Annotated in this window: 23 protein-coding genes and 1 riboswitch; of the genes, 17 read left to right on the forward strand and 6 right to left on the reverse strand. The window is 32.3% G+C overall.

Annotated elements, in window-relative coordinates:
- Positions 1 to 27: 27 nt before the first annotated feature.
- Positions 28 to 94: riboswitch (Fluoride riboswitch) on the reverse strand.
- Positions 95 to 268: 174 nt separating this feature from the next.
- Complete coding sequence (locus OH814_RS01620; protein WP_308826850.1) at positions 269 to 1,216, forward strand: aldo/keto reductase; 948 nt, start codon at positions 269 to 271, stop codon at positions 1,214 to 1,216.
- A gap of 48 nt (positions 1,217 to 1,264) precedes the next feature.
- On the opposite strand, the gene OH814_RS01625 is transcribed toward OH814_RS01620, so the two are convergent.
- Positions 1,265 to 1,990, reverse strand: a complete 726-nt coding sequence (locus OH814_RS01625) for an MBL fold metallo-hydrolase (protein WP_279196069.1) — start codon at positions 1,988 to 1,990, stop codon at positions 1,265 to 1,267.
- A gap of 586 nt (positions 1,991 to 2,576) precedes the next feature.
- Here OH814_RS01625 and OH814_RS01630 point away from each other — a divergent pair.
- The 6 genes from OH814_RS01630 to OH814_RS01655 all read left to right on the forward strand — a co-directional run bounded on the left by OH814_RS01630 (position 2,577) and on the right by OH814_RS01655 (position 8,217).
- Positions 2,577 to 3,200, forward strand: coding sequence for a TetR/AcrR family transcriptional regulator (locus tag OH814_RS01630; RefSeq protein WP_076558660.1), 624 nt, complete (start codon positions 2,577 to 2,579; stop codon positions 3,198 to 3,200).
- Positions 3,201 to 3,288: 88 nt separating this feature from the next.
- Positions 3,289 to 4,374, forward strand: a complete 1,086-nt coding sequence (gene dnaX, locus OH814_RS01635) for a DNA polymerase III subunit gamma/tau (RefSeq protein ID WP_076558658.1) — start codon at positions 3,289 to 3,291, stop codon at positions 4,372 to 4,374.
- 38 nt (positions 4,375 to 4,412) lie between these two features.
- The gene (locus OH814_RS01640; RefSeq protein ID WP_308826851.1) at positions 4,413 to 4,997 is read left to right on the forward strand and encodes a hypothetical protein; all 585 of its coding nucleotides are present in this window, start codon (positions 4,413 to 4,415) and stop codon (positions 4,995 to 4,997) included.
- A gap of 357 nt (positions 4,998 to 5,354) precedes the next feature.
- The gene (locus tag OH814_RS01645; protein ID WP_308826852.1) at positions 5,355 to 6,434 is read left to right on the forward strand and encodes a chorismate mutase; all 1,080 of its coding nucleotides are present in this window, start codon (positions 5,355 to 5,357) and stop codon (positions 6,432 to 6,434) included.
- A 107-nt stretch (positions 6,435 to 6,541) separates the two neighbouring features.
- Positions 6,542 to 7,471, forward strand: coding sequence for a ribosome small subunit-dependent GTPase A (rsgA, locus tag OH814_RS01650; protein WP_076558655.1), 930 nt, complete (start codon positions 6,542 to 6,544; stop codon positions 7,469 to 7,471).
- A 329-nt stretch (positions 7,472 to 7,800) separates the two neighbouring features.
- Entirely contained in the window at positions 7,801 to 8,217 is a 417-nt protein-coding gene (locus tag OH814_RS01655; RefSeq protein ID WP_074228878.1) for a nucleoside-diphosphate kinase, read from the forward strand.
- A 398-nt stretch (positions 8,218 to 8,615) separates the two neighbouring features.
- On the opposite strand, the gene rpe is transcribed toward OH814_RS01655, so the two are convergent.
- Both rpe and OH814_RS01665 read right to left on the reverse strand, forming a co-directional pair.
- Entirely contained in the window at positions 8,616 to 9,266 is a 651-nt protein-coding gene (gene rpe / locus OH814_RS01660) for a ribulose-phosphate 3-epimerase (protein WP_115618919.1), read from the reverse strand.
- Positions 9,267 to 9,601: 335 nt separating this feature from the next.
- The gene (locus OH814_RS01665) at positions 9,602 to 10,678 is read right to left on the reverse strand and encodes a M28 family peptidase (RefSeq protein WP_308826853.1); all 1,077 of its coding nucleotides are present in this window, start codon (positions 10,676 to 10,678) and stop codon (positions 9,602 to 9,604) included.
- A gap of 52 nt (positions 10,679 to 10,730) precedes the next feature.
- Here OH814_RS01665 and OH814_RS01670 point away from each other — a divergent pair, with 52 nt between their 5' ends.
- Positions 10,731 to 11,438, forward strand: a complete 708-nt coding sequence (locus OH814_RS01670) for a DUF4294 domain-containing protein (RefSeq protein WP_076558651.1) — start codon at positions 10,731 to 10,733, stop codon at positions 11,436 to 11,438.
- An 18-nt stretch (positions 11,439 to 11,456) separates the two neighbouring features.
- On the opposite strand, the gene OH814_RS01675 is transcribed toward OH814_RS01670, so the two are convergent.
- The gene (locus tag OH814_RS01675; RefSeq protein ID WP_308826854.1) at positions 11,457 to 11,873 is read right to left on the reverse strand and encodes an NUDIX hydrolase; all 417 of its coding nucleotides are present in this window, start codon (positions 11,871 to 11,873) and stop codon (positions 11,457 to 11,459) included.
- Positions 11,874 to 12,036: 163 nt separating this feature from the next.
- Positions 12,037 to 12,711 carry a tRNA (5-methylaminomethyl-2-thiouridine)(34)-methyltransferase MnmD gene (gene mnmD, locus OH814_RS01680; protein WP_308827003.1) on the reverse strand — a complete coding sequence of 225 codons (675 nt, stop codon included), beginning with the start codon at positions 12,709 to 12,711 and terminating at the stop codon, positions 12,037 to 12,039.
- A gap of 84 nt (positions 12,712 to 12,795) precedes the next feature.
- Here mnmD and OH814_RS01685 point away from each other — a divergent pair, with 84 nt between their 5' ends.
- The 5 genes from OH814_RS01685 (at position 12,796) to OH814_RS01705 (ending at position 18,515) form a co-directional block, all read left to right on the forward strand.
- On the forward strand, positions 12,796 to 13,866 hold the full coding sequence (locus OH814_RS01685; protein WP_279196076.1) for a branched-chain amino acid aminotransferase: 1,071 nt from the start codon (positions 12,796 to 12,798) through the stop codon (positions 13,864 to 13,866).
- A gap of 211 nt (positions 13,867 to 14,077) precedes the next feature.
- A complete protein-coding gene (locus tag OH814_RS01690) occupies positions 14,078 to 14,587 on the forward strand; it encodes an FKBP-type peptidyl-prolyl cis-trans isomerase (RefSeq protein WP_115622010.1) in 510 nt (169 codons plus the stop codon).
- 78 nt (positions 14,588 to 14,665) lie between these two features.
- Entirely contained in the window at positions 14,666 to 15,703 is a 1,038-nt protein-coding gene (locus tag OH814_RS01695) for a peptidylprolyl isomerase (protein WP_308827004.1), read from the forward strand.
- A 127-nt stretch (positions 15,704 to 15,830) separates the two neighbouring features.
- Positions 15,831 to 16,406, forward strand: coding sequence for a hypothetical protein (locus OH814_RS01700; protein ID WP_308826855.1), 576 nt, complete (start codon positions 15,831 to 15,833; stop codon positions 16,404 to 16,406).
- A 123-nt stretch (positions 16,407 to 16,529) separates the two neighbouring features.
- Entirely contained in the window at positions 16,530 to 18,515 is a 1,986-nt protein-coding gene (locus OH814_RS01705) for an NACHT domain-containing protein (protein ID WP_308826856.1), read from the forward strand.
- Positions 18,516 to 18,563: 48 nt separating this feature from the next.
- Here the strand turns inward: OH814_RS01705 and OH814_RS01710 are convergent, their stop codons facing one another.
- A complete protein-coding gene (locus OH814_RS01710) occupies positions 18,564 to 19,307 on the reverse strand; it encodes a DUF6261 family protein (protein ID WP_308826857.1) in 744 nt (247 codons plus the stop codon).
- A gap of 615 nt (positions 19,308 to 19,922) precedes the next feature.
- Between OH814_RS01710 and OH814_RS01715 the strand changes: the two genes are divergently transcribed.
- The 4 genes from OH814_RS01715 (at position 19,923) to OH814_RS01730 (ending at position 23,670) form a co-directional block, all read left to right on the forward strand.
- Positions 19,923 to 20,759 carry a 1,4-dihydroxy-2-naphthoyl-CoA synthase gene (locus tag OH814_RS01715; RefSeq protein WP_066677606.1) on the forward strand — a complete coding sequence of 279 codons (837 nt, stop codon included), beginning with the start codon at positions 19,923 to 19,925 and terminating at the stop codon, positions 20,757 to 20,759.
- A gap of 245 nt (positions 20,760 to 21,004) precedes the next feature.
- Positions 21,005 to 21,640 carry a hypothetical protein gene (locus OH814_RS01720; RefSeq protein WP_308826858.1) on the forward strand — a complete coding sequence of 212 codons (636 nt, stop codon included), beginning with the start codon at positions 21,005 to 21,007 and terminating at the stop codon, positions 21,638 to 21,640.
- Positions 21,641 to 21,644: 4 nt separating this feature from the next.
- Complete coding sequence (locus OH814_RS01725) at positions 21,645 to 22,190, forward strand: PH domain-containing protein (RefSeq protein ID WP_308826859.1); 546 nt, start codon at positions 21,645 to 21,647, stop codon at positions 22,188 to 22,190.
- Complete coding sequence (locus tag OH814_RS01730; RefSeq protein WP_308826860.1) at positions 22,174 to 23,670, forward strand: PH domain-containing protein; 1,497 nt, start codon at positions 22,174 to 22,176, stop codon at positions 23,668 to 23,670. The genes OH814_RS01725 and OH814_RS01730 overlap by 17 nt, the downstream gene beginning before the upstream one ends.
- The last annotated feature ends 48 nt before the right edge of the window (positions 23,671 to 23,718 follow it).

The following is a 23,718-nucleotide window of genomic DNA, read 5'->3' on the forward strand; positions in this document are numbered from 1 at the left end:
ATAGCCTGATTAAATGGTAAAACATTCAACTAATCAGGCGCCATCAGCTTTTTTAATGCGGTTGGGTAAGGAAGACACCATTTCCTTTGTTCGAAAAAACAAATTTAAAACAAATTTTCTTATTCATAAATATTTTTTTTACCTCAAGATTTAGTTTATTGTTTTATCGAAATTTTCTATTGACTGCATTTTTATTAAAACTGAATTGTGAAGCGACTTTTCAAAACGTTGTTCTTAAATTAGCCTACTTTAATAAAATAATCTGTTTATGGAAAAAAGACAAATAAAGAATACTGATCTTTTGGTAGCACCTGTCAATTTTGGCGGAAATGTTTTTGGATGGACTTTAAATGAAAAAGAGTCTTTTGATATTCTGGATCAGTTTACAGCAGGAGGTTTTAATTTTATTGATACAGCCGATACGTATTCATGGTGGGTAAATGGAAAAGGCGGTCAGTCGGAAGAAATTATCGGAAAATGGATGAAAGAAAGAAACAATCGAAATGATCTTGTAATTGCAACGAAAGTAGGTTCAGAAACCAAAGAACATGGTTTTGATATCAGTAAAAAACATATTCTAAAGTCGGTTGATGAATCTCTTGCTCGACTTCAGACCGATCATATTGATCTTTATTATACACATTTTGACGATCAGAAAACTCCCATTGAAGAAACTTTAGAGGCATATGATGAAATTATTAAAGCTGGAAAAGTGAGATATATTGCTGCATCAAACCTTTCACCTGAAAGACTGAAAGAATCTTTTGAAGTTGCAGATAAAAATAACCTTCCTAAATATGTTGCATTACAGCCACATTATAATTTACTTGAAAGAGAAAAATTTGAATCTCAATATGCTGATCTGGTCAAAGAATATGACTTGAGTGTGTTTACTTACTGGTCTTTGGCGGCAGGTTTTCTTACCGGAAAATATCGTAGTGAAGATGATCTGAATAAAAGCGCAAGAGGAGAGGGCGTTAGAAAATATTTAGATGACAAAGGTTTGAATGTTTTAAAAGCATTGGATGAAATCAGTACTAGATTAGAAACTACTAAGGCTTCTGTTGCATTAGCTTGGCTTTTAGCAAATCCTTTAGTAACAGCTCCAATTGTAAGCGCAACCAGCGAATCTCAACTGAAAACTTTATTTGCTGCTCCTGAGTTAAAATTAAGTTCTGAAGATGTTGAGCTTTTAAATAAAGTGAGTCAATATTAAAATTTACAATAAAACTCCTGTAGATATTTTTTGCAGGAGTTTTATGAATTATAATTGCAAAATGCTCTTTTCAAGATCATGATAGAGAAGAATTTTCCAGTTATTTTCAATGGCTTCTTTTTGCCATTTTATGCGGAGCTGCATTGCTTTTTTACCACCAAAATCACTTTTGTAAGCAACATGATATTTTAAATAAGATTCTTGTGGCAGATTATCGGCACCATAAAAAGCAATTTCATTATTCTCAACAATTTTGAAAACCTGCAAAAAAGGGGTATGACCGCCTACTACTTCATAATAAATCTCATTATTTATTTTTCCCTGATCATCATCCATCCAGACAATATTCGGTTGTTGAACGAGTGCTTCTAAAATTTCAAAATCGAATGATGGATTTACACGGCTCTCAAAAGCAAAGCTTAGTTCTCTTTTTTGAATATAAATTTGAGAATTAGGAAAATTAGATTCAAAACCCGAATCTGTTCTCACTAAAGTTCCGTTAATATGATCTTTGTGTAAGTGAGAAAGAAGAACCTTCGTGATTTGGGTATTCTGAATATTTTCTTTTTCTAAAACTTCATTTATTATCAATTCACCTTCATTATTTTTCCAGCCTACGCCTGTATCCAAAAGGATATAATCATTTTCGGTTATGATTAAAAAAGGCTGAATAGACATTTTAATTCCTTTGGAATCCTGATTTCCTTCGAGAATTTTAAAATTTTTAGATTGATCGGCAATAAAATTACCTTCTTTTATAGGAATAATTTTCATTTAAATTGAATTGCAGGTCGCAAAGATACATTCGTGAAACAGTAAAACAATTAAAAGAAGTTACAATAAAAAGTGAGAATGGCACTAAACATGCAACAGTACAGAGGTGCTTTAAAAAAACAATAAAACATCTACTTTAAATTTTAATTTGATATTGAAAAAAAACGTAATTTTAATTAAGAATTGTGAATTATTTTAATTCACTATATCATTTACAGTAAAATGTTTTTATTATGATTGTAATTTTTAATTAGTATAAATTATGATTATATTATATCCATATTTTAAATTTATTGAATAATTGATATTATTTTATAATCATTATTTAATTTAGATGCATTATTTTTGCAATCTTTATTTGACAAAAAACTGAAATATAAAAAAATAATTTGTTTGTTTCTTACAGAGTAAAACCGGATGATGAAAAAAATCGTAGTTAATAGAAATATGTCTTATACAATTCTCCCTCAAGAGATGTATATTTATAACTAAAGAAACCTTCTAAAACTTTTATAAACAAAAGATTAGATGTTGTGTAAGATTTTTAAATATTAAATAATTGCTTTTTAGCAAATAAATTGAAACGATGCCCAGAAAAGTTGTACAAGGTCCGATTAGAGACAAAGAAAAAACAAAACAAAAACTACTGAATGCAGTAGGAAAGATTTTGAAAACTAAAGGATATTCAGGATTAATGGTGAGCAAAATTGCTGCTGTTGCCGGTTTTGATAAAAAACTAATCTATGAATATTTCGGAAGCACAGACAAATTAATTGATGAATACATTAAATCACAAGATTACTGGAGCAAATTTGAGCCAGCAAGTGATATTGATTTATCTGACGGTGGAAAAGAAATGTCTAAACAGGCGATTCTAAACCAGTTTGAAAGCTTAAAGAAAAACAAAGAACTACAGAAGATTTTAGTTTGGGAAATGTCTGAGAGCAGACCTGTTCTTAAAAAACTTCTGGATCAGAGAGAAGAAGTAGGAGAAGAGCTCTTCAAAAACATTACAGATCCTCATTTTGGTGATAAAGCTGAAGAGTACAGAGCTATTACAGCAATCCTGGTAGCTGGTATTTATCATTTGAATCTTTACACCGGTTACAACGGAAATACTTTCTGCGGAATTGAGATGAAAACTGAGGAAGGTAGAAAGAAGATCGAAAAAGCACTGGTAGATATTATAGACTACGCTTACAGTAAATAACATTCTGTTACCCAAAAGTAAAAATGAGTTTACTAAATTTTGAAAACTAAAACTTTTAAATTAAAACTATATTTCTTACTTTTGGGCAATGGAAAATTTTATCGTATCTGCAAGAAAATACCGCCCTCAACAGTTTGATACCGTTGTTGGGCAATCTCATATCACAGATACTTTAGAACACGCTATTGAAGAAAACCAGTTGGCTCAGGCTCTTTTGTTCTGTGGGCCGCGTGGCGTTGGTAAAACTACATGCGCCAGAATTCTGGCAAGAAAAATCAACGAAAAAGATGGTTCTGTTTCCGAGGATGGTTTTGCTTATAATATTTATGAGCTTGATGCGGCATCCAATAACTCTGTTGATGATATTCGTGAACTGATTGATCAGGTACGTTTTGCGCCTCAAGTTGGGCAATACAAAGTGTATATCATTGATGAGGTTCACATGTTGTCTTCCGCTGCATTTAATGCATTCCTTAAGACATTAGAAGAACCTCCAGCTCATGCTATATTCATCTTGGCAACAACCGAAAAGCATAAAATTATTCCAACTATTTTATCGCGTTGTCAGATTTATGATTTTAAGAGAATTACGATTCTTGATATCCAGCAACATTTACGAGGTATTGCAGAAAAAGAAAACGTAAAGTACGAAGATGATGCATTGTATCTGATCGCACAAAAGGCTGATGGTGCATTGAGAGATGCTCTTTCAATTTTTGACAGGCTTTCTACTTTTTCTCAAAAAAATATTACTCTCGCAAAAGCTGCTGAAGTACTCAATATTTTAGATTATGATCAATATTTGAAAATTGTTGATCTTGCTAAAGAAAATAAAATTCCGGAAATACTTTTTGCTTTTAACGAAATTGTAAAAAGAGGTTTTGATCCACATTTATTTATTGCCGGACTTGGAAACCATTTCCGAGATCTGATGATGGCTCAAAATTCTTCAACAATAGATTTAATTGAAGTCGGTGAGCAGACTAAAGTAAAATTCGTAGAGCAGGGGCAAAAATGGAGTCCGCAAAATTTAATCGACGGAATAGAAATTTGCAATCACGCAGATATCAATTATAAAAACTCAAAAAACCCCAGACTTACCGTAGAAATTGCCTTAATGCAATTATCGTCTCTTTCAGCCGGTGGCGAAACAGCTAAAAAAAAAAGTTTATAATATTAGCTCCTTTCCTCAGCGAGAAACAGGAAGTTAAGTTGCCTACCCAAACTCTGGAGAAAAAACAGGAAGTTGAAATAAAAGTTCAGCCTCAGCCTACACCTGAACAGCCACCTTTAGAAGTTATTAAAAAAGCTTCAAAACCACTATCAAAGCCTAACATCTCTTCAGGATTTAGTATCAATTCTTTTATAAACAAAGAAGAAAAAACTGATGAAACCGAGAAATCAGTTATTGTTAACACTGATAATCTGCCGGAACACCACTTTACGGAAACTGATCTTCAAAATGAATGGGCAGAACTTCTAAAGCAACTTCGTACCAAAGATCCGGTAGTTTTTAATGCCATAAAAGCTTTTAAACTCCATAAAATAGACGAAAAAGTAATCCAGATTTCTTACCCTTCAGATTCTGCAAAAGGAGAGTTTGACAAGATAAGTATAGAGTTTTTTAATCATTTTAAACACAAAGTTAACAACCATTCTATAGTTTTTGAATTTAAAAAAGATCACGAAAATCTTAAGATAGAAATTGTTACCAAAAAGAAAATCTTCGAGAAATTTGTAGAGATGAATCCATTATTAAAAGATCTTGATGATCTGATGAAGTTCGATTTGTCATAATTTTTTATATATTTGCTAAATATTTACAAAACAAAAGATAAATTATAGTATAAAAGTGGAACATTCCAAAATTCCATATACCTCTGATTTTGCTACAAAAATCAATACTACACCTGCTTATTTCTTAAGCAGTTATCTTTCTTTTGCCTCTTTTTATTATAGAAATTTTAGAAGTTATTATCGATTTTATTGGTATAGCTAATTTAATTTCTTTCTTAAAAAAAATATAAGGACTCAATTTTAGATTCCTGATTTCACAACAATTTTTGAACGACATTTTTTTGAAAGAATTATAAAAATAAATTTTATAATACATATACTATTGACTTTAATTTAAAAATATAAATTTACAACAATATGAATTTAACAGATTTGGAAAACAGCTGGATTAATCAGTTTCAGCAGCCACTCATCATCGCAGGGCCATGTAGCGCAGAAAGCGAGCAGCAAATGCTGGAAACAGCCAAAAGAATTAAAGCAACCCATGCACAAGTTCCTATTTTCCGTGCAGGAATCTGGAAACCGAGAACAAAACCGAATGGCTTTGAAGGTGTTGGCGTAATTGGTCTAAACTGGCTAAAAAAAGTAAAGGAAGAATATGGTTTTAAAACCGCAACTGAAGTTGCCAATGCTCATCACGTAGATGCTGCATTGAAAGCAGATGTTGATATTTTATGGATCGGTGCACGTTCTACAGTGAACCCTTTTACCGTTCAGGAAATTGCAGAAGCATTAAAAGGAACTGAAAAAATAGTTTTGGTAAAAAATCCTGTAAATCCTGATTTAGCTTTATGGATTGGTGCTTTAGAAAGGCTTTTGGGGCAGAATATTAAAAATCTGGGAGCTATTCACAGAGGTTTTTCTACATACCAAAAAACAAAATACAGAAACAACCCAAACTGGCAGATTGCATTAGACTTTAAAAGTCAGTTTCCCAATATTCCTATTTTAATTGATCCTTCACACATTTGTGGAAACCGTACAGGATTGGCAGGAATCACTCAGGAAGCTTTGAATGTAGGTTACCAGGGCGCTATTATTGAATCACATTGTAATCCTGATGAAGCATGGAGTGATGCTTCACAACAGATTACTCCGGAAGTTTTGGGTGAGATGATTTCTAATCTTAAAGTGAGAAGCACAGGATTGGCTGGCTTCGATGATGAAATGGGCAGACACAGAACCTTAATTTCTGATCTTGATTTTCAGGTTATCGAGTTGCTTTCCCAAAGAATGAGAATTTCTGAGAAAATCGGAAAACTGAAAAAAGAGAATGATATTGCTATTTTCCAGCCGGATCGTTGGAAAGTAATTACCGAATATGCTGCACAAAAAGCTTCAGAAACAGGAATGTCACAAGATTTTATTGAAAAAGTATTCAAAGCAATTCACGAAGAATCTATTGAGGTTCAAAACAATATTATGATTAATAAATAAGATTGGTTTTAAAAAAGATATTAGGATTTAGAATTTATAACTCAACAAATGTGATATAAACTAAATCCTATATCTAAAACCTAATTCCTTATATTTGCAGTTATCGTATGAAAGGAAAAATCATTAAATCTACAGGAAGTTGGTATCAGGTTTTGGAAACAGAAACCGGAAGAATTTTTGAAGCGAGAATTCGTGGAAAATTTAAACTGATAAAAACCAGACTTACAAATCCCTTAGCCGTTGGTGATTTTGTTGAATTTCAGCTTGAACAGGATGATGTTGCATGGATCACAAAAATAGAGCCCCGAAAAAACTATCTGATTCGAAAATCTGTAAATCTTTCAAAAGAAGCACATATTATTGCTTCAAATATAGACTTGGCCTGTTTTATTTTTACATTAAAACATCCCGAAACATCTCTCGGTTTTCTTGACCGATTTCTCGCTTGCTGCGAGGCTTATAATATAAAACCGCTCATTTTGTTTAACAAAATGGATGTTTTATCAGAAGAAGAATCTGAAATTGTAAAAGATATTGAATTTCTATATAACGAAATTGGGTATCAAACTTTGGAAATATCTTCTTATTCTAAACTTAATTTGGATGATCTTGTTGACATACTCAAAGATAAAACTTCTGTATTTTTTGGTCACTCGGGTTGCGGTAAATCTACATTGGTAAATGCAATGCAGCCAAACCTTAATTTGCGAACTTCAGAAATTTCTGACACTCATCTCAAAGGAAAACATACCACAACTTTTGCTCAGATGCATTTTTGGGACTTTGGTGGAAACGTGATCGACACTCCTGGTGTACGTGAGTTTGCGATGATTGATATTGAAAAAGAGGAAGTTCAGCATTATTTCCCCGAAATATTCAAGAAAAGGGAGGAGTGTAAATATCACAATTGCATGCATGTGAATGAGCCAAAGTGTGCTGTTTTAGAATCTCTGGAAACCGGAGAAATTCAGCCTACGCGATATTCTACCTATGTAAAGCTCATGGATGAGGCAGAAGAAAACTCCCACAATAAATAATTTTCACCGTTTTTTTCAACTGTAATTTATTTCTTTGATTGATTTTGAAGCAATTAATTATTTTATTACGTTTATTCTTATTATAAACTTACGAATTTTACAATTTTAAACACCTATTGTTATAAATAAAAAAACCCAGCCGAAGCTGGGTAAAAACTAATAACCATGAAAACTCAAATTAAACATGAGAATCGAATTAATAATAACAATTACTGTGCCAAAAATGTTTTTGAAATTTGTTAATAAAAGTTATTTAGTGTTAAAATTAAATTAAAATTATATTTTGGATATTTTTCGTAATTTTGCGCCATTAAAAAAAATATTCAGTTATGTCAAACATTACATTTACAATGATTAAGCCAGATGCAGTTGCTGACGGTCATATCGGTGCTATTTTAGGAAAAATTTCAGAAGGAGGATTCAAAATTAAAGCATTAAAATTAACTCAACTTACTGTTGCTGATGCTAAAAAATTCTACGAAGTACACGCAGAAAGACCTTTTTACGGAGAATTAGTTGACTTTATGAGTTCAGGTCCTATTGTTGCTGCAGTTTTAGAAAAAGACAATGCAGTTGAAGATTTCAGAACTTTAATTGGGGCTACAAATCCTGCTGAAGCAGCTGAAGGAACTATCAGAAAAATGTTTGCCAGAAGCATCGGAGAGAATGCTGTGCACGGTTCAGACTCTAACGAAAATGCGTTAATTGAAGCTCAATTTCATTTCTCAGGAAGAGAGATTTTCTAAGTAAAATCTACTAAATAAGAAATCCGGAATAATTTCCGGATTTTTTTTATGCTCATGTTTTGACAATCATTTTATCTGCCATTTAGTCCTAAAAAAACATAATTTAAATTACATTTTTATAAAAACAACTATTTAGATTGATTTTAAATAAATATATGATTATTCAATTTATGATAATCAATTTTGAATTATTCTAAGAGTAAATATTAAGATAAATATTATTAGTTAAAAATTCCGTGTTTTTACGGATAGGTTGATGTAATTTATTTTACCACCTTTATATCATATTAAAACAGCTCATCAGATTAGCTGTCATCAGAAGAAAAAGAAAACTAATAACCATATAATCTCTCATTAATGAGAAGAAAGGGCAGTTGATAAGACTGCCTTTTTTTTATTTAAATTTTCAAAAGCTCAATAGTTCTCTCAGGATTTTCAGTAGAGAAAACCGCATTCCCGGCAACCAAAACATCTGCACCGGCCTCAAACAATTTTGAAGCGTTGTCTAAATTAACTCCACCGTCAACTTCAATAAGAGCTGTGGAATTATTGCTCAAAATAAGATCTTTCGTTTCAGCGATTTTCTTATACGTGTTTTCAATGAATTTTTGTCCGCCAAAACCTGGGTTTACACTCATTAATAATACCAAATCGACATCTGCAATAATATCTTCCAACATCAAAACCGGAGTAGAAGGATTGAGAACTACACCCGCCTTTGCTCCTTTACTTTGAATAAGGTTAATTGTTCTGTGAAGATGCGTGCATGCTTCGTAATGTACAGAGACCAGATTGGCACCATAATCGATAAATTCTTCAACATATTTTTCGGGTTCTACAATCATTAAATGCACATCTACAAATTTCTTTGCATGTTGCTGAATTGTTTTCATTACCGGAAAACCGAACGAAATGTTTGGAACAAATCTTCCGTCCATCACATCAATATGCAACCAGTCGGCTTGAGAATTATTCAGCATTTCAATGTCTCTTTGCAGATTCCCGAAGTCTGCAGATAAAAGGGAAGGAGCAATAAGCTTAGTTTTCATTTTTACTTTTTATAATTTACTTTATTTCTATCTTTTAAAATGGATTGACAAACATAAAATAATATGAGAGAATACTCCCAATCACTATTGTTTCAATGATTGTTAACTTGATATTATTAATTTTAATAACCAGTAATCTGTCAATTATAAATAATACAACAGGTACGATGCTGAAAATTAATAGCATTTCAAGAATCATATTATATCCGGAGCCTATCTTTGGTGGATTAAAAAGTTTGTATATCATTAAAAAAGTGATGTAAATAAAAAACAGCACAGTTGCAATTGATATTATAGTTGGCTTTCGGACTAAATAATATAATGGATTCTTCATTTTAATGATACTTCAACTTCATTTCTGGTTTTATCTTCAAAAGTGTCTCGTAAATCAGTTGAATCACATTTCCGACATCTTCTTTAGAGACCATTTCTACCGTTGTATGCATGTAGCGCAAAGGTAAGGAAATCAAAGCACTTGGCACACCGCCGTTAGAGTGCGCAAAAGCATCTGTATCTGTACCTGTCGCTCTGCTTGCTGCTGCTCTTTGGAAAGGTATTTTCTTTGCTTTTGCAGTGTCGATAATCAATTCTCTGATTGTGTGATGTACGCTTGGAGCAAAAAACACAACCGGGCCGTCACCACACTTCTGATCACCTTCTTTTTTCTTCTCAATCATTGGTGTTGTTGTGTCATGGGTAACATCTGTAACGATTGCGATATTAGGTTTTATAGTATCTGCAATCATATCTGCTCCGTAAAGACCAACTTCTTCCTGTACAGAATTGGTGATATATAAACCGAAAGGAATTTGTTTCTTGTTTTCTTTTAAAAGTCTTGCAACTTCTGCAATCATAAATCCTCCGATTCTGTTATCTAAAGCTCTGCATACAAAATAGCGATCGTTCATTTCGAAAAATTCATCAGGATACGTAATCATACATCCTACAAAAATTCCCAAGTCTTCAACTTCCTGTTTTGAGATCGCTCCACAATCGATAAAAATATTGTCAATTTTTGGAGTCGGTTCATTTTGATTAGTGCTTCTTGTGTGAATTGCCGGCCATCCGAAGACTCCTTTTACAATTCCTTTTTCACCGTGGATATTAACTACTTTAGAAGGTGCGATGGTTTGATCCGAACCTCCGTTTCTGATTACGTAGATCAACCCGTCATCAGTAATATAGTTTACGTACCAGGAAATTTCATCAGCATGAGCCTCGATTACCACTTTGAATTCTGCTTCAGGATTGATAATTCCGTAGCAGGTTCCATAATGATCAACTTCTACTTTGTCTACGTATGGTGTAATATAGTCCATCCAGACTTTTTGCCCGTTATGCTCATAACCTGTTGGTGATGAAGTGTTTAAATATTTCTCTAAAAATTTCAAAGATTTCTTTTCGAATTTCATATAAAGGGAATGATTTTTGTTATCAAATTTTGTTATAATACGTGTAAAAATAATGAAATTTCATAAAATCGTCTGTCTTTTTCTCTTGTTTTTTGTGATCGGTATTTTCGGGCAGCAGAAAGATTCTATAAGTATCAAACCTTTAAGCCAATATCCCCCGGAAGAATTGAAAACTGATGAGTTTGGCAATAAATACTACTACGATGCAAGGCAAAAAGCTAAGTTCTACGAAATCAACGGTGAAACTGTCGTTGTGATGGATGAGCTGGTTCTTTTGAACAAGCCTAAATTTAATAATCAACTCGATAAAAATTATTATTTCTTTCTAAATAAAAAATTATACAGGGTTTATCCGTTATTTTTAACTGCGTTACAGCAATACAGAGATATTCAGGGAGAAATGAATAATCTGGATACCGCTGCTAAAAGAAAATATGTAAAAGACAGACAAAATATGCTGGCCGATCAATATGAAAAACAATTGCGAGATCTTACAACTACGGAAGGTCAGGTTTTTGCTAAATTAATGAACAGGGCAACCGGAAAAAACGTATACGAAATCATCAAGGAATTACGTGGCGGATGGAGCGCATTTTGGTGGAATGTAAAAGGAAAAATGGCTGATATAGATTTGAAAGATCAATACAATCCTCATAAGAACAGAACGGATGAATTTTTAGAATCACTGTTGCAATCCAACTGGAATTCAGGTTATTTGCAACCGTATCCCGGAGCAACCGATTTTAGAGTATCAAAATAAAAAAATTCCTGTAAATATTTACAGGAATTTTTCTTTCAGTTTATCAAATACAATTTTGTCGATAGGCAAACTGAAAGGATTTTCTATTGATTCAATAGGAATCCAATCTATTTTCTCAATACAGGGATCGAGAATGATAAAGTCTTCTTCATTAATTATGTTTACCATATAATATATAGTAAGGAGCTGTTCGTTTTCTTTGAAACGCGATACTAAAAAATCTTCCTGAGTATAAAGATGTTCCACAACTTCAATATTCACATTCAATTCTTCCTCAAATTCACGTTTCAGGCAATCTATCAATCCTTCTCCGTATTCCAAACCGCCACCGGGAAATTTCATTAAAGCTTCACCTGCATATTCCTCAAAAAGTGTAAGAACTTTTTTGTCTTTTACAACACATGCATAAACTCTTACATTAATATTGTCAATCATAAATAATAATTTGCTTAGCTAAAATAGGGAAAATAGTTAGAAGTTTAGAGTTATGGATTATGAGTTTTAACAAAATTAAAGACTTTCTATGTTCAATAACTTATCCTTCATCATTAATCCTTCATCATTAATCATTCATCATTAATCATTTATAAATTATAGCCTATAACTTTATAGCATTAATCATTTCTCGTTTTCCCGGAGGCCCTTGTTTTTTTTCAACTTTAAAATTGAGGTCTTGTAAAACCCTTCTTACACTTCCTTTAGAAGAGTAGGTTGTTAACAGTCCGTTTACATTCATTTTGTCCGAAACCATTTCAAATAAAGGCTTTTCCCAAAGATCCGGCTGTACTCTTGCGCCGAAACAATCATAATAAACAAGGTTAATCTTCGGTAAATCAATGTTTTTAAGATCAAAAAAATCACATTGAATCTTATGAAGATAAAAACCTTTAGTAATTTCTATTGATTTCTCCCATTCTGATTGGTGAATTTTCTGATAAATATTTTTTAATTCAGGGTTATCAAAAAGCTCAAAATACGCCAAGTTTTCAATTTCAGCTTCATTTATTGGATATTTTTCAAGCGTAAAATAGTTAATGATATGATTTTTATCAGTTTTTAAATATTCATTAATTGTTACCAAAACATTCAAACCTGTTCCAAAACCGAGTTCTAAAATGTTAATTTCGTAATCATTTATTAAATTTAATCCATTTTTAATAAATACATGTTCAGCTTCCTGAAGCGCTCCGTGATGAGAATGGTAGTTTTCATTTAATTCGTTGATAAACAATGTTTTACTACCGTCATTGGTGGTCTTAATCTCTCTTTCCAAGGTATTTTTTTTCAAATTTAATCTAAAATTTTTATATTTGGAAAATTATGTTAAATTTGTAGAACATCATAAAAATTTTAAGAAATGATAATTCAAAAAACAGAAAACTCTAGAATTTCTACTTTCGATCCCAATAATTTCTCTTTTGGAAATACTTTCAGCGATCACATGATTATCTGTGAGTACGAGGATGGAAAATGGGGCGAGGTAAAATTGGTTCCTTACGGGCCTTTATTGTTTACGCCTGCGATGATGGGAGTGAATTATGGGCAAGCTTGCTTTGAAGGTATGAAAGCTTACAAAGACAAAGACGGACAGGTTTTCCTTTTCAGGCCAGAAAAGAATTTTGAACGTATCAATAAATCTGCTGCTCGTCTGGCAATGCCTCAAGTTACAGAAGAGATCTTTTTGGATGGCTTGAAAGCTTTAATTGATGTTGACAGAGAATGGATTCCGCAAGGAGAAGGTAATTCACTATATATCAGACCGTTAATTTTCGCTACTGAGGAAGCTCTAAAGGCAAGAGTAGCCAATAAATATATGTTTGCCATTGTAGCAACACCGGCAAAAATGTATTATACAGAACCTGTTTCTGTAAAAATTTCAGATCATTATTCTAGAGCAGCAAGTGGTGGAGTAGGTTCTGCTAAAGCTGCAGGAAACTATGCTGCTTCTTTCTATCCGACTCAACTGGCAATGGAAGAAGGATACGATCAGATTATCTGGACTGATGATGCTACCCACGAATATTTCGAAGAAAGTGGAACGATGAATGTTTTCGTAAGAATCAACGATACAATTTATACGCCGCCTACTTCAGAGAAAATTTTGGATGGTGTTACAAGAGATAGTTTCATTCAATTGGCTAAGAGAAGAGGTTTTGAAATAAAAATAGAACCTATTAAAGTAAAAGATGTTATCGAAGCTCAGAAAAACGGAACTTTGAAAGAGGTTTGGGGTGTAGGAACTGCAGTTGTTACTACTGTTTTTCAGGCTTTGGGATATAATGGAGAAAAATTGGAATTGCCTAGACTTTCAGACGAAGAAAGCTTTGCTGTAATTCTTAAAAATGACTTAGTAGATTTGCAAAACAACCTTTCTGAAGATCCTTTCGGATGGAGAGTTTTGGTTGATCACGCACTAGAAACAGTTTAATTTTAGAATTAAATATCAATATAAAATCGGGGATTATTTCCCGATTTTTTTTATGCCAGATTATCTCGCAAAAAAGCAATTGATTTTATCATTAAAGTAAAAGTATCTTTAATAATATGAGCATCTTAATGAAATTTTCAATAGTTTCAAAATATAAATTCATCAAGTTTTGTAATTGATTCCCGAAATGCTTATTTTCGCAAAAGTTTTTATGAAAAAATTAGTCTTCATATCAGTTTTAAGCCTGTTGGGCTGCAAAAGAAACAACCCGGTGCATCCACCGGTTGGCGGTGTTTTGAGCCAGAGTGACCTGGACGTTTCAAAAAATCGCATGAAAAATCTCAATACCATCGAAAGACAGCAGATTCAGGATTGGATTGCAAGTCAAAACATAAAATTTTTCCCGACACAGCTTAATTACTGGACGACAGTAGATGGTTTTGATAAGCGGGAAAGAAGACCTGATGAGTCTACAGTTTCGTATTCGTATGACCTTTACGATTTTGATCAGACTAAAATTTATGATAAATCAATAAGCAGAAATGATGCAAGATTCGGACATTTCGATGAGCTTAAAGCTGTTGAAAATGCACTTCGATACATGCAGAATGGCGAAGAAGTAACACTTCTCGTTCCATCATCATTAGCTTACGGAACTTACGGAGACGAAAATAAAATTGATAACGATATTCCTTTAATTATAAAATTAAAAGTACTATAAATGAAATTCTTAAACAAAAATATAATCTTAGCAGCGGCAAGCATTTCGCTTTTAAGCTGTACTCCAATTTATAAAAAGATGAACGTAGACAAAGAAACTTACGAAGGGCTTAAAGACGGACTTTATGCTAATCTTCAAACGACAAAAGGTAACCTTATTGTAAAGTTTGAAGACAAAAAATCACCGGTAACTGTGGCTAACTTTGTTGGTCTTGCAGAAGGAAAAATCGATAATAAATCAAAAGCAAAAGGAGTTCCTTTTTATGACGGAACGATCTTCCACAGAGTAATCAAAGATTTCATGATTCAGGGAGGTGATCCAAAAGGAACTGGAGCAGGAGATCCGGGATACAAATTTGAAGACGAGAAAAACGACCTTAAACATACAGGAAAAGGTATTCTTTCGATGGCGAATTCTGGACCAAATACAAACGGTTCTCAGTTCTTCATCACTGAAGTGGCAACACCTTGGTTAGACGGAAGACATACTATTTTTGGTAAAGTTGTAAAAGGTGATGATGTGATCGATGCTATTGCTAATGTAGAAAAAGGAGCTCAGGATAAACCAAAAACTGACATCGTTCTAGAAAAAGTAAGTATTTTCAGCAAAGGTGATGAGTACAAAGGTTACGATGCTGCAAAAACTTTCAACGAAGGAAAAGGTAAAATTGCTGAAAACAACAAAGCATTTATTACTAAAGAAGAAGCTGAAAAAGTAAAGAAAGAAGAAGAATTTAAAGCCAATCAATTGAAATTAGTTGAAGGTTTAAAAGAGGGAATGCAGGTAACTGAATCTGGTCTTTACTATAAAATCACTAAAAAAACTGACGGGAAAACTCCAAAAGCTGGTGACAATGTCTTTGTACATTATGCAGGTAAATTAACAAACGGCGAGGAATTCGATTCATCATACAAAAGAAATCAACCTCTTGATTTTCCTGTTGGAACAGGTAGAGTAATCAAAGGATGGGACGAAGGAATCTTATTATTGAAAGAAGGTGAAACGGCTACTTTATTGATCCCACCAGCAATGGGTTACGGAGAAAGAGGTGCAGGAGGAGTTATTCCACCAAATGCATGGTTGATCTTCGATGTAGAATTGGTAAAAGTTCCTTAATCAACGCTGATAAAATATTTTAAAACCGTCTTGTGAAAGGCGGTTTTTTTTATTACTTTTAAATCTTTAAACCTCACAGGTTTTTAAAACCTGTGAGGTTTCTTCAATAAAAAATTATAATTTAAAGATGAAAACTAAATTAATTACATCGTTATTCATTCTTATTTCTACGTTTTCTTTTGCGCAAAAAAAGGTAAATTCGGATGATCAGGCAATCAGAAAATCGATGGTTTACTTTGCCAATACCATCAAATATAAAAAACTTGATCAGACAGTTGACAGTATTTATCCTAAATTTTTTACAATCGTCAATAAAGAACAGTTTACACAAATGCTGAACATGACTTACAATAACCCATTTGTGAAAATAGATGTTCTGGATATGAAATTTATCTCAGTAGGAAAACCTGAGTTAATTGAAGGCGAAAATTTTTCGATTACAAGCTATTATTTAAAGCTGAAAGCAGATGTAAGTTCAATGAACGAGCAGATGAAAAAATCAGTCTCAGAAATGCTCGAAAAAAAGTATGGTAAAGGCAGCGTGGAATATCTTGCTAAAGAAGATGCTTACATCATCAACGCCCCAATGAAAATGGTTGCCGTTTCAAAAGATAAGAAAGACTGGAAAGTAGTTTTTGCAGATAAAGAGTATAAAAAGCAACTGACGAAAGTTCTACCAAAAAAGATTTTGGATAAATTGTAATTTAAAAGCCGATTCGTGAGAATTGGCTTTTAAATTTATAATTAGTAATTATTTTAGTGATTGATAATTATAAATTTAATTTTGAAGTTAAGTTTTAATATTTTTGTTCTTAAACAATAAATAATGGATGATTCTTTTGCAATAAAGGATGCTTTGACAATAGCAAGCCCTTTTATAAAAACTGTTGTAGATACTTTTGTAACTCCTAAACTTGAGAAATTTAGAAATAGATTAACTGATGAAAATAATATAAATTTATTACCAATAGAATCAAATTTCACAGAATATTTTCATAGGACTTATAAAAGATTGATGGTAGTAAATACGTTGGTTTTTAATAATTCACAAAGGTTTTTAGATGACATTTATGTTCCTTTGACTATTGAGTGCAAAAGTGAAAGAAGGGTTAGGCTAAAAATAAAAGGTTTTCCTGACAAGCTATCAAATGATTATTCTAATATTTTGATAACTGATACTGCGGGTATGGGTAAATCAACTTTAATGAAAACCATTTTCATAGATTGTATAAATCGTCAACTAGGTATTCCAATATTTATTGAATTGAGGCGCTTATCTAAAGAAAAAACTTTAATTGATGAAATTATTGAACAATTAAATTCTATTGATAAAAACTTTGACAAAGAATTACTTTACGAACTGTTGGCTGATGGCGAATTTATATTCATATTAGATGGCTATGATGAAATTACGCTTAAAGATAGAGAAGTGGTTACAACTGATATTCAGAATTTTATTAATAAAGCAGGTAACAATAAATATTTTATCACTTCTAGACCAGAAAAAGCATTATTAAGTTTTGGCAGTTTTAGAGAGTTTTATATACATCCACTAATTAAAAAAGAAGCATATGAACTACTGAGAAAATATGATAAACAAGGTCATATTTCATCGATGCTTATTAAGAAATTAGAAGAAGAATACTTACAAAATATTGAGGAGTTTTTAGTGAACCCATTATTAGTTTCATTACTTTTTACAGCTTTTGAACATAAGCAGTCAATACCTTTTAAAAAGCATTTATTTTATCGTCAAGTTTACGATGCGAATTTTGAAAATCATGATTTAACTAAAGGCGATTCTTACATACATAAAAAGTATAGTAATTTGGAGATAGATGATTTCCATAGAGTATTACGGCATATTGGTTTTTCATGTTTAAAATCTCAAAAAATAGAGTTTACGAAAGATGAAATATTGAAACTTATATCAGAAAGTAAGGTATTTTGTGTTGGACTTGAGTTTACAGAATCCAACTTTCTTTCAGATATATTAAAAACAGTTCCTTTATTTAGTGAAGATGGAAATTATTATAAATGGTCACATAAATCTCTGCAAGAATATTTTGCGGCTCAATTTATTTTTCTTGACGCTAAAAAGAATCAATCTAAAATTATTGATTTAATTTATAATCATGCTGACTTAGATAAGTTCATAAATGTTCTTGATTTATATTATGATATGGATTATAAGACATTTAGATACAGGATTGAGTTTAAAATTTTAGAGGAATATCATCATCATCTTCAAAATTATTACCAAAATTTTAAAAGTGATTTAAATCTTCAATTAATTCCGCTGCGAGCAGAAATGACTTTTTTAAACGAGACTGTCATTTTTTATTTGGATGAAGATATAGACGAAGATGAAGAGGCACATAATGATAATATGACAGACATGATAACTAGTATTTCCGAACAAAATAATCTTGACGATATATTAGTTAGTCAGATAAGAATTTTTAAATTACAGAAATTAAATTTATTTCAATATGTACACCCAAAAAATAAATTATTTTACATATTCGAGAATAAAAAAAATCCAATTGTGAAAAAATTTAGTAGTGAAAAATATGATTTTTCTTCTAATTTTCCATTTGAATTTAATGAGGAAGTTAAATTTGCTAGGATTGATTATGTATATAATGATGGTGTTAATAATGAAAAAAATTTTAAAGAAATAAATAGTTTAATTTCAGACTATGTGGATGAAAGTATAATTATAAATCATTCAGAGGCAATTAAAAGGTTTAATGAAATAAAGAATGAGATAGATAAAGGTAGTGACGAATTTTTATTGGAGGGTCTTTAAAAGAATATAAATTGAATAAAAAACCGCCCCTCACAAGGCGGTTCTCTATTACTCAGGCTTCTTCGCATCCTTATTTCCCATTCTTCTCGAAAGAACCACATTCGAGAAATAATTCCTTCCGTTGTTGATAATGGTAAGAATATCTTTGTAATAGGTGTCTTCTTTCACAGAAGCCATTGCAGAGATATAGTTGGTCATTATTTTATAATCTGAAGCCAGTGTTTTGCGGAGAGCTTTAACATCGGCAACTACTTTTTGAGAGGTTTTAAAAGACCTTTGTGCAAAAAGCTGATTAAAATCTGTATTCGATGCTGCCAGATTCATGATGAATTTTTCGATTCCCAAAGTCAAAGCTGAGTTATAAAATTCTGGGGACTGTAATCTTATGATCAGCGAATTAAGCCTGTTGGTTTCAGATTCGTAAGAATCATCCTCTACGCCTTTGTATTCAGAAATAAGAAGCTGAATTGCATTATAAGCATCGGTTTCATTCTGTGTTTTGGCATTTCGATAGGGTTTTAAAGAATCCCTTAATGCCTGAATATCCCGATCCCTCACTTTATCAAGTCTGGCGATCTGTTCAGATTCTTCACTTGCCCTGATTTGATCAAGAGCTGCATTGTATACCGGAAGCTGATACTGTAAAGCTTCGTAAAGTCTTTTGAGGTCTGCATCGACATTGATGTCTAGTGATTTGGTACTGAAATCTTCAAAGAATCTTACAATCAGTTGACCAAATTCTGCGTTTTGTAGCCCATTCATATAAAGACTACTTAATTTAATTGTACTCATAAATTTGTGTTTTAGTATTATACTTTAAAATTGGATGTATTTATAGCAAACCCAAAAAGGAAGAAGGTTTCCCAATTTGGGACAGCATTAAACTCTTTAGTGGGAGACTTTCCCAAATTGGGGGAAGTGAGGATGTTATTAAATTTTCATTATCCCAAATTGGGAAGGTGTAAACCAAAATGGAAGGCTTGAAATGTGGCTTTTTTTCATCTTAATTGTATTTGTGTTATTCAAATGTAGCATAATTATCAATAGGTTGAGAGAAAAAATTTTCTTTCATCATTTCAAGAACATGTTTAAACTTCACGACTGCTTCCGTATCGCCACTTCGAGCAACACAGTTAAGCGGAGTGTATCGAGAATTTTTTTTATCAGGTAGACTGTTTTATGCTTCATCTCGTTAAGTTCCCGATACATTTTTCTTTCATTTCATTCCAGAAAAACACTCGAATGGACGGATAGCATTCTTTTAATGAGAATGGGTTTTAATGGTAAAAAGTAAAAATCAAATTAAATTAAATTTTAAAAGTTTCAAAATTACTCATCACTAATTACTCATTAACCATATCAAAATTCTCTCTCTAATTCCGTATATTTGGGGAAAATTTTTACAAAATGATCGAGTGGAAAACCGTAAAGGAATACGAAGATATTACTTATAAAAAATGCAACGGAGTGGCAAGAATTGCCTTCAATAGACCGGAAATCCGTAATGCGTTCAGACCAAAAACAACTTCAGAATTGTACGATGCTTTTTATGATGCATCAGAAGATCCGTCAATTGGGGTGGTATTGCTTTCAGGAGAAGGACCAAGTTCTAAAGATGGAGTTTGGGCGTTCTGCAGCGGAGGCGACCAAAAAGCAAGAGGTCAGCAAGGCTATGTAGGTGAAGACGGAAGACACCGTTTGAATATTCTGGAAGTTCAAAGACTGATCCGTTTTATGCCAAAAGCGGTAATTGCAGTTGTTCCGGGTTGGGCAGTTGGTGGCGGTCACTCGCTTCATGTAGTTTGTGATTTGACGCTGGCGAGTAAAGAGCATGCTATTTTCAAACAAACTGATGCTGATGTAACGAGCTTTGATGGTGGTTACGGTTCTGCTTATTTAGCTAAGATGGTCGGACAGAAAAAAGCACGTGAGATTTTCTTTTTAGGAAGAAATTATAATGCGCAGGAAGCTTTCGATATGGGAATGGTAAATGCCGTAATTCCTCACGACGAGCTTGAAGATACTGCTTACGAATGGGCGCAGGAAATTTTAGCTAAATCTCCGATGTCAATCAGAATGTTGAAATTTGCAATGAACCTTACAGACGATGGAATGGTTGGTCAGCAGGTTTTTGCTGGTGAAGCAACTCGTTTGGCATACATGACCGAAGAAGCAAAAGAAGGTAGAAATGCTTTCCTTGAAAAAAGAAAGCCAGACTTCGGCAAAGATCAGTGGATCTCTTAAAATATAAATAATAAGTAATAGGTAATGAGTGATTTCATTACCTATTATTTTGTAATTTTAGGGAAGTTCTAAAAATTACGGGAATATCCGTTTTTAATTACAGCTGAAATCAACGTTCGATTTGACATTCCGCAGGAATCTAAACTTATTTATTTCCAGCGTATCGAGATTCCTTCTGAATGACAAACAGACCGTTAAAAATAATTTATTTACAATTTGCTGATATTAAAAAAAAAATATTAGAAATGAGAAAGCATAAAAAAATATATTATGTTGCTGGAATTATCAGTGCACTTTTAGTTCCGCTTTTGTTTCTGTACTACGCTACTCCTGTTTATTATCAAATGAGCATGAGAGCTATAGATATTGGACTTCCCTATAAAGCTAAAAAAGGAGAAAAGATTCCGGAATATACACAAATTCCGAAAGAGGGATGGAGTTACAAAACAATCAATGTAAAGCCTGATTTTGATGAAAAAACTGAAGAGAATTTCATTAAAGAAATTAATCAGTTAAAAGAAAATGATATTGACAAAACTGGAATAAGATTTCAGCTTTCCGACAAAAATGTTTACGCAGATATTGTTGGTTTACTCAATATAATGTTAAAAACCAAACAGGAAATGTACGGTCTTGATATGGATGAAACCAACAGTTTATATGTTCTTTATAAAAAACCACAAAATACTTTTTTGGGAATAGATAATAATAGTGGTAGTTGTGTAGTGTATGTTGATATGAATGAATATTATTATGATAGTGCAGGTTTTTGGCAAAAACTTATTCACTATTCTCCCAAAGAATCTTATTATTTAATTTTTGGTTTTCTAATGCTGATTTACTGCGCTATGCTCAGACCTAAACTGAGTTTCAATATTTAATTTAATGGAACAAAATTTTCAAAACCCACAGATTTTTGATCTCGAAATTCCTGATTTCAGTGATTTAAAACTGACTTCGGTATCGCCAAAATATCTCAGGATTATTTTATTTAATCTGGGTTTATTCTCTGTTTTTCTAATCGGAGCGGTTGCTGCAGCTTTTTATTTTTTTTATTTCAATTTGAGTCTTATTCAAATTTGGGCAATTGTCATCGGAATTTTTCTGATGATTGTTTTTCTTTTTCTGAATACTCTGATTGGTTTTAAATTCAGGAAATACGCAGTTCGTGAAAAAGATTTGGTGTACCAATATGGTTGGTTGAAACGAAGCGTGATTATTGTTCCGTTCAACAGAATTCAGCACATCAAAGTAGAGCAGGGTTGGTTTTCTAAAATATTGGGCTTAAAATCGGTTTCGGTTTTTACGGCTGGAGTTAGCGGTGGAGATGTTACTGTAAATGGGCTTCCTGAAGATATTGCTGAAGGAATTAATCATCATATCAGAGGAACAATTTCGAAAGAAAAAACAGACGATGGAGGAGAAGCTTAATTCTTTTTTTCAACCTCAAAGACAGTCGAAAACGGGTATTGTATTGCTTTTTCTCTACAATATCGGAATGGTGATTAAAAATTTATGGGTTTTCGTTATCCTTTTTTTTGTCAGAAAAGACAAAATAGAACCTTGGATTATTGTTCTTGCCATTATTGCCGGACTCTTAATTCTCATTGTTTCTGCGGTTTTACAATACTATCATTTCAAATATTATATTGATGAAGAAAACGAGGAATTCGTCATTCATGAAGGAATCATCAATACATCGGTAACTAAGATTAAAAAAGAAAATATTCAGGAAGTTAATATTTCACAGCCTTTTGTTCATCGGTTTTTTAATATCTACAAACTCGAAATCGATACACCCGGAAGTTCAGAAAAAGAAGTTAAAATTTCGGCATTGACGAAACAGAATGCAATTGACCTTAAAAAATATCTTTTAACAGAAACTAGGCTCGAAAACAGTTTAAAAGAAGAAACTGAAATTACCGAAAATCAGAAAGTTGAAAAGCTTCGTTCCATTGAAATTTCAACGCTCAGTATTTTAAAATACGGAATTACTGCGAACTATATTCAAAGTTTTTTCGCACTGGTCAGTTTAATGATCTATGGTTTTTCCGAACTCAGCAACTTGCTGAAAAAGGCTGAATTTGAAACGCAGTTAGATTATGATACGGTAGAATCTCAGTTTTTGGCATTTTCTATTCCTGTTATTCTTGGGATTGTTGTGGTTGTCATTATTGTTGGAATTCTGATTAATACGGTTCGTACATTGATTAAATTTTTCAACTTTAAAATCAACGAAAACAACCAAAGTTTTTCTTTTGAGTACGGCTTGTTTAATACCCGAAATTCAATTGTCAACAAATCAAAAGTTCAGGTGATTACTGAAACACAGAACTGGATTCAGAAGAAAATGAACATTTCTTTTGTGAAATTTCTTCAGATTGGAAAAAATGAGGAAGATGAAAAAAAAGTTGCAGCAGTTCCCGGAATTAATAATACTGAAAAAGCAAAACTGATTTCAACAATTTGGAATGAAAATCCGGTTTTTACAGATTATTTAAAGCCTAATTTCAGATTAATTATCGTCCATACTTTTCAATATATTGTTCTGCCTTTACTTCTGGTTTTCTTTATTGAAAAAGAGTTGCTTGTAAATTATTGGTTTTTAGTGATTGTCTACATTGTTTTAGCCGAATTATTTATTCTGATGTCTTTCAGAAATTTAAAATTGTTTTACAGCGAGAGATTCATAAGATTAAAATCAGGAATTTGGGACATCGATAACCGAACTTTTGAGGTAGAAAAGCTTCAAACTGTGAAAATTTCTCAGTATTTTTGGCAAAGAAAAACAAACTTAGGAAGTATTACTTTTTATACCTCTGCAGGACGCTTTAAAATGGTTGCTTTAAACTTTACAAAGCTCAAAAAACTGCTGAATTACTGCGTTTATAAAATAGAAATACGAAAATAATAAATGATAATTGATTAACGATAAAAGATATATCATTGATCAATTATC

Source organism: Chryseobacterium sp. CFS15, from assembly GCF_031118795.1.
Classification (GTDB): Bacteria; Bacteroidota; Bacteroidia; order Flavobacteriales; family Weeksellaceae; genus Chryseobacterium; species Chryseobacterium indoltheticum.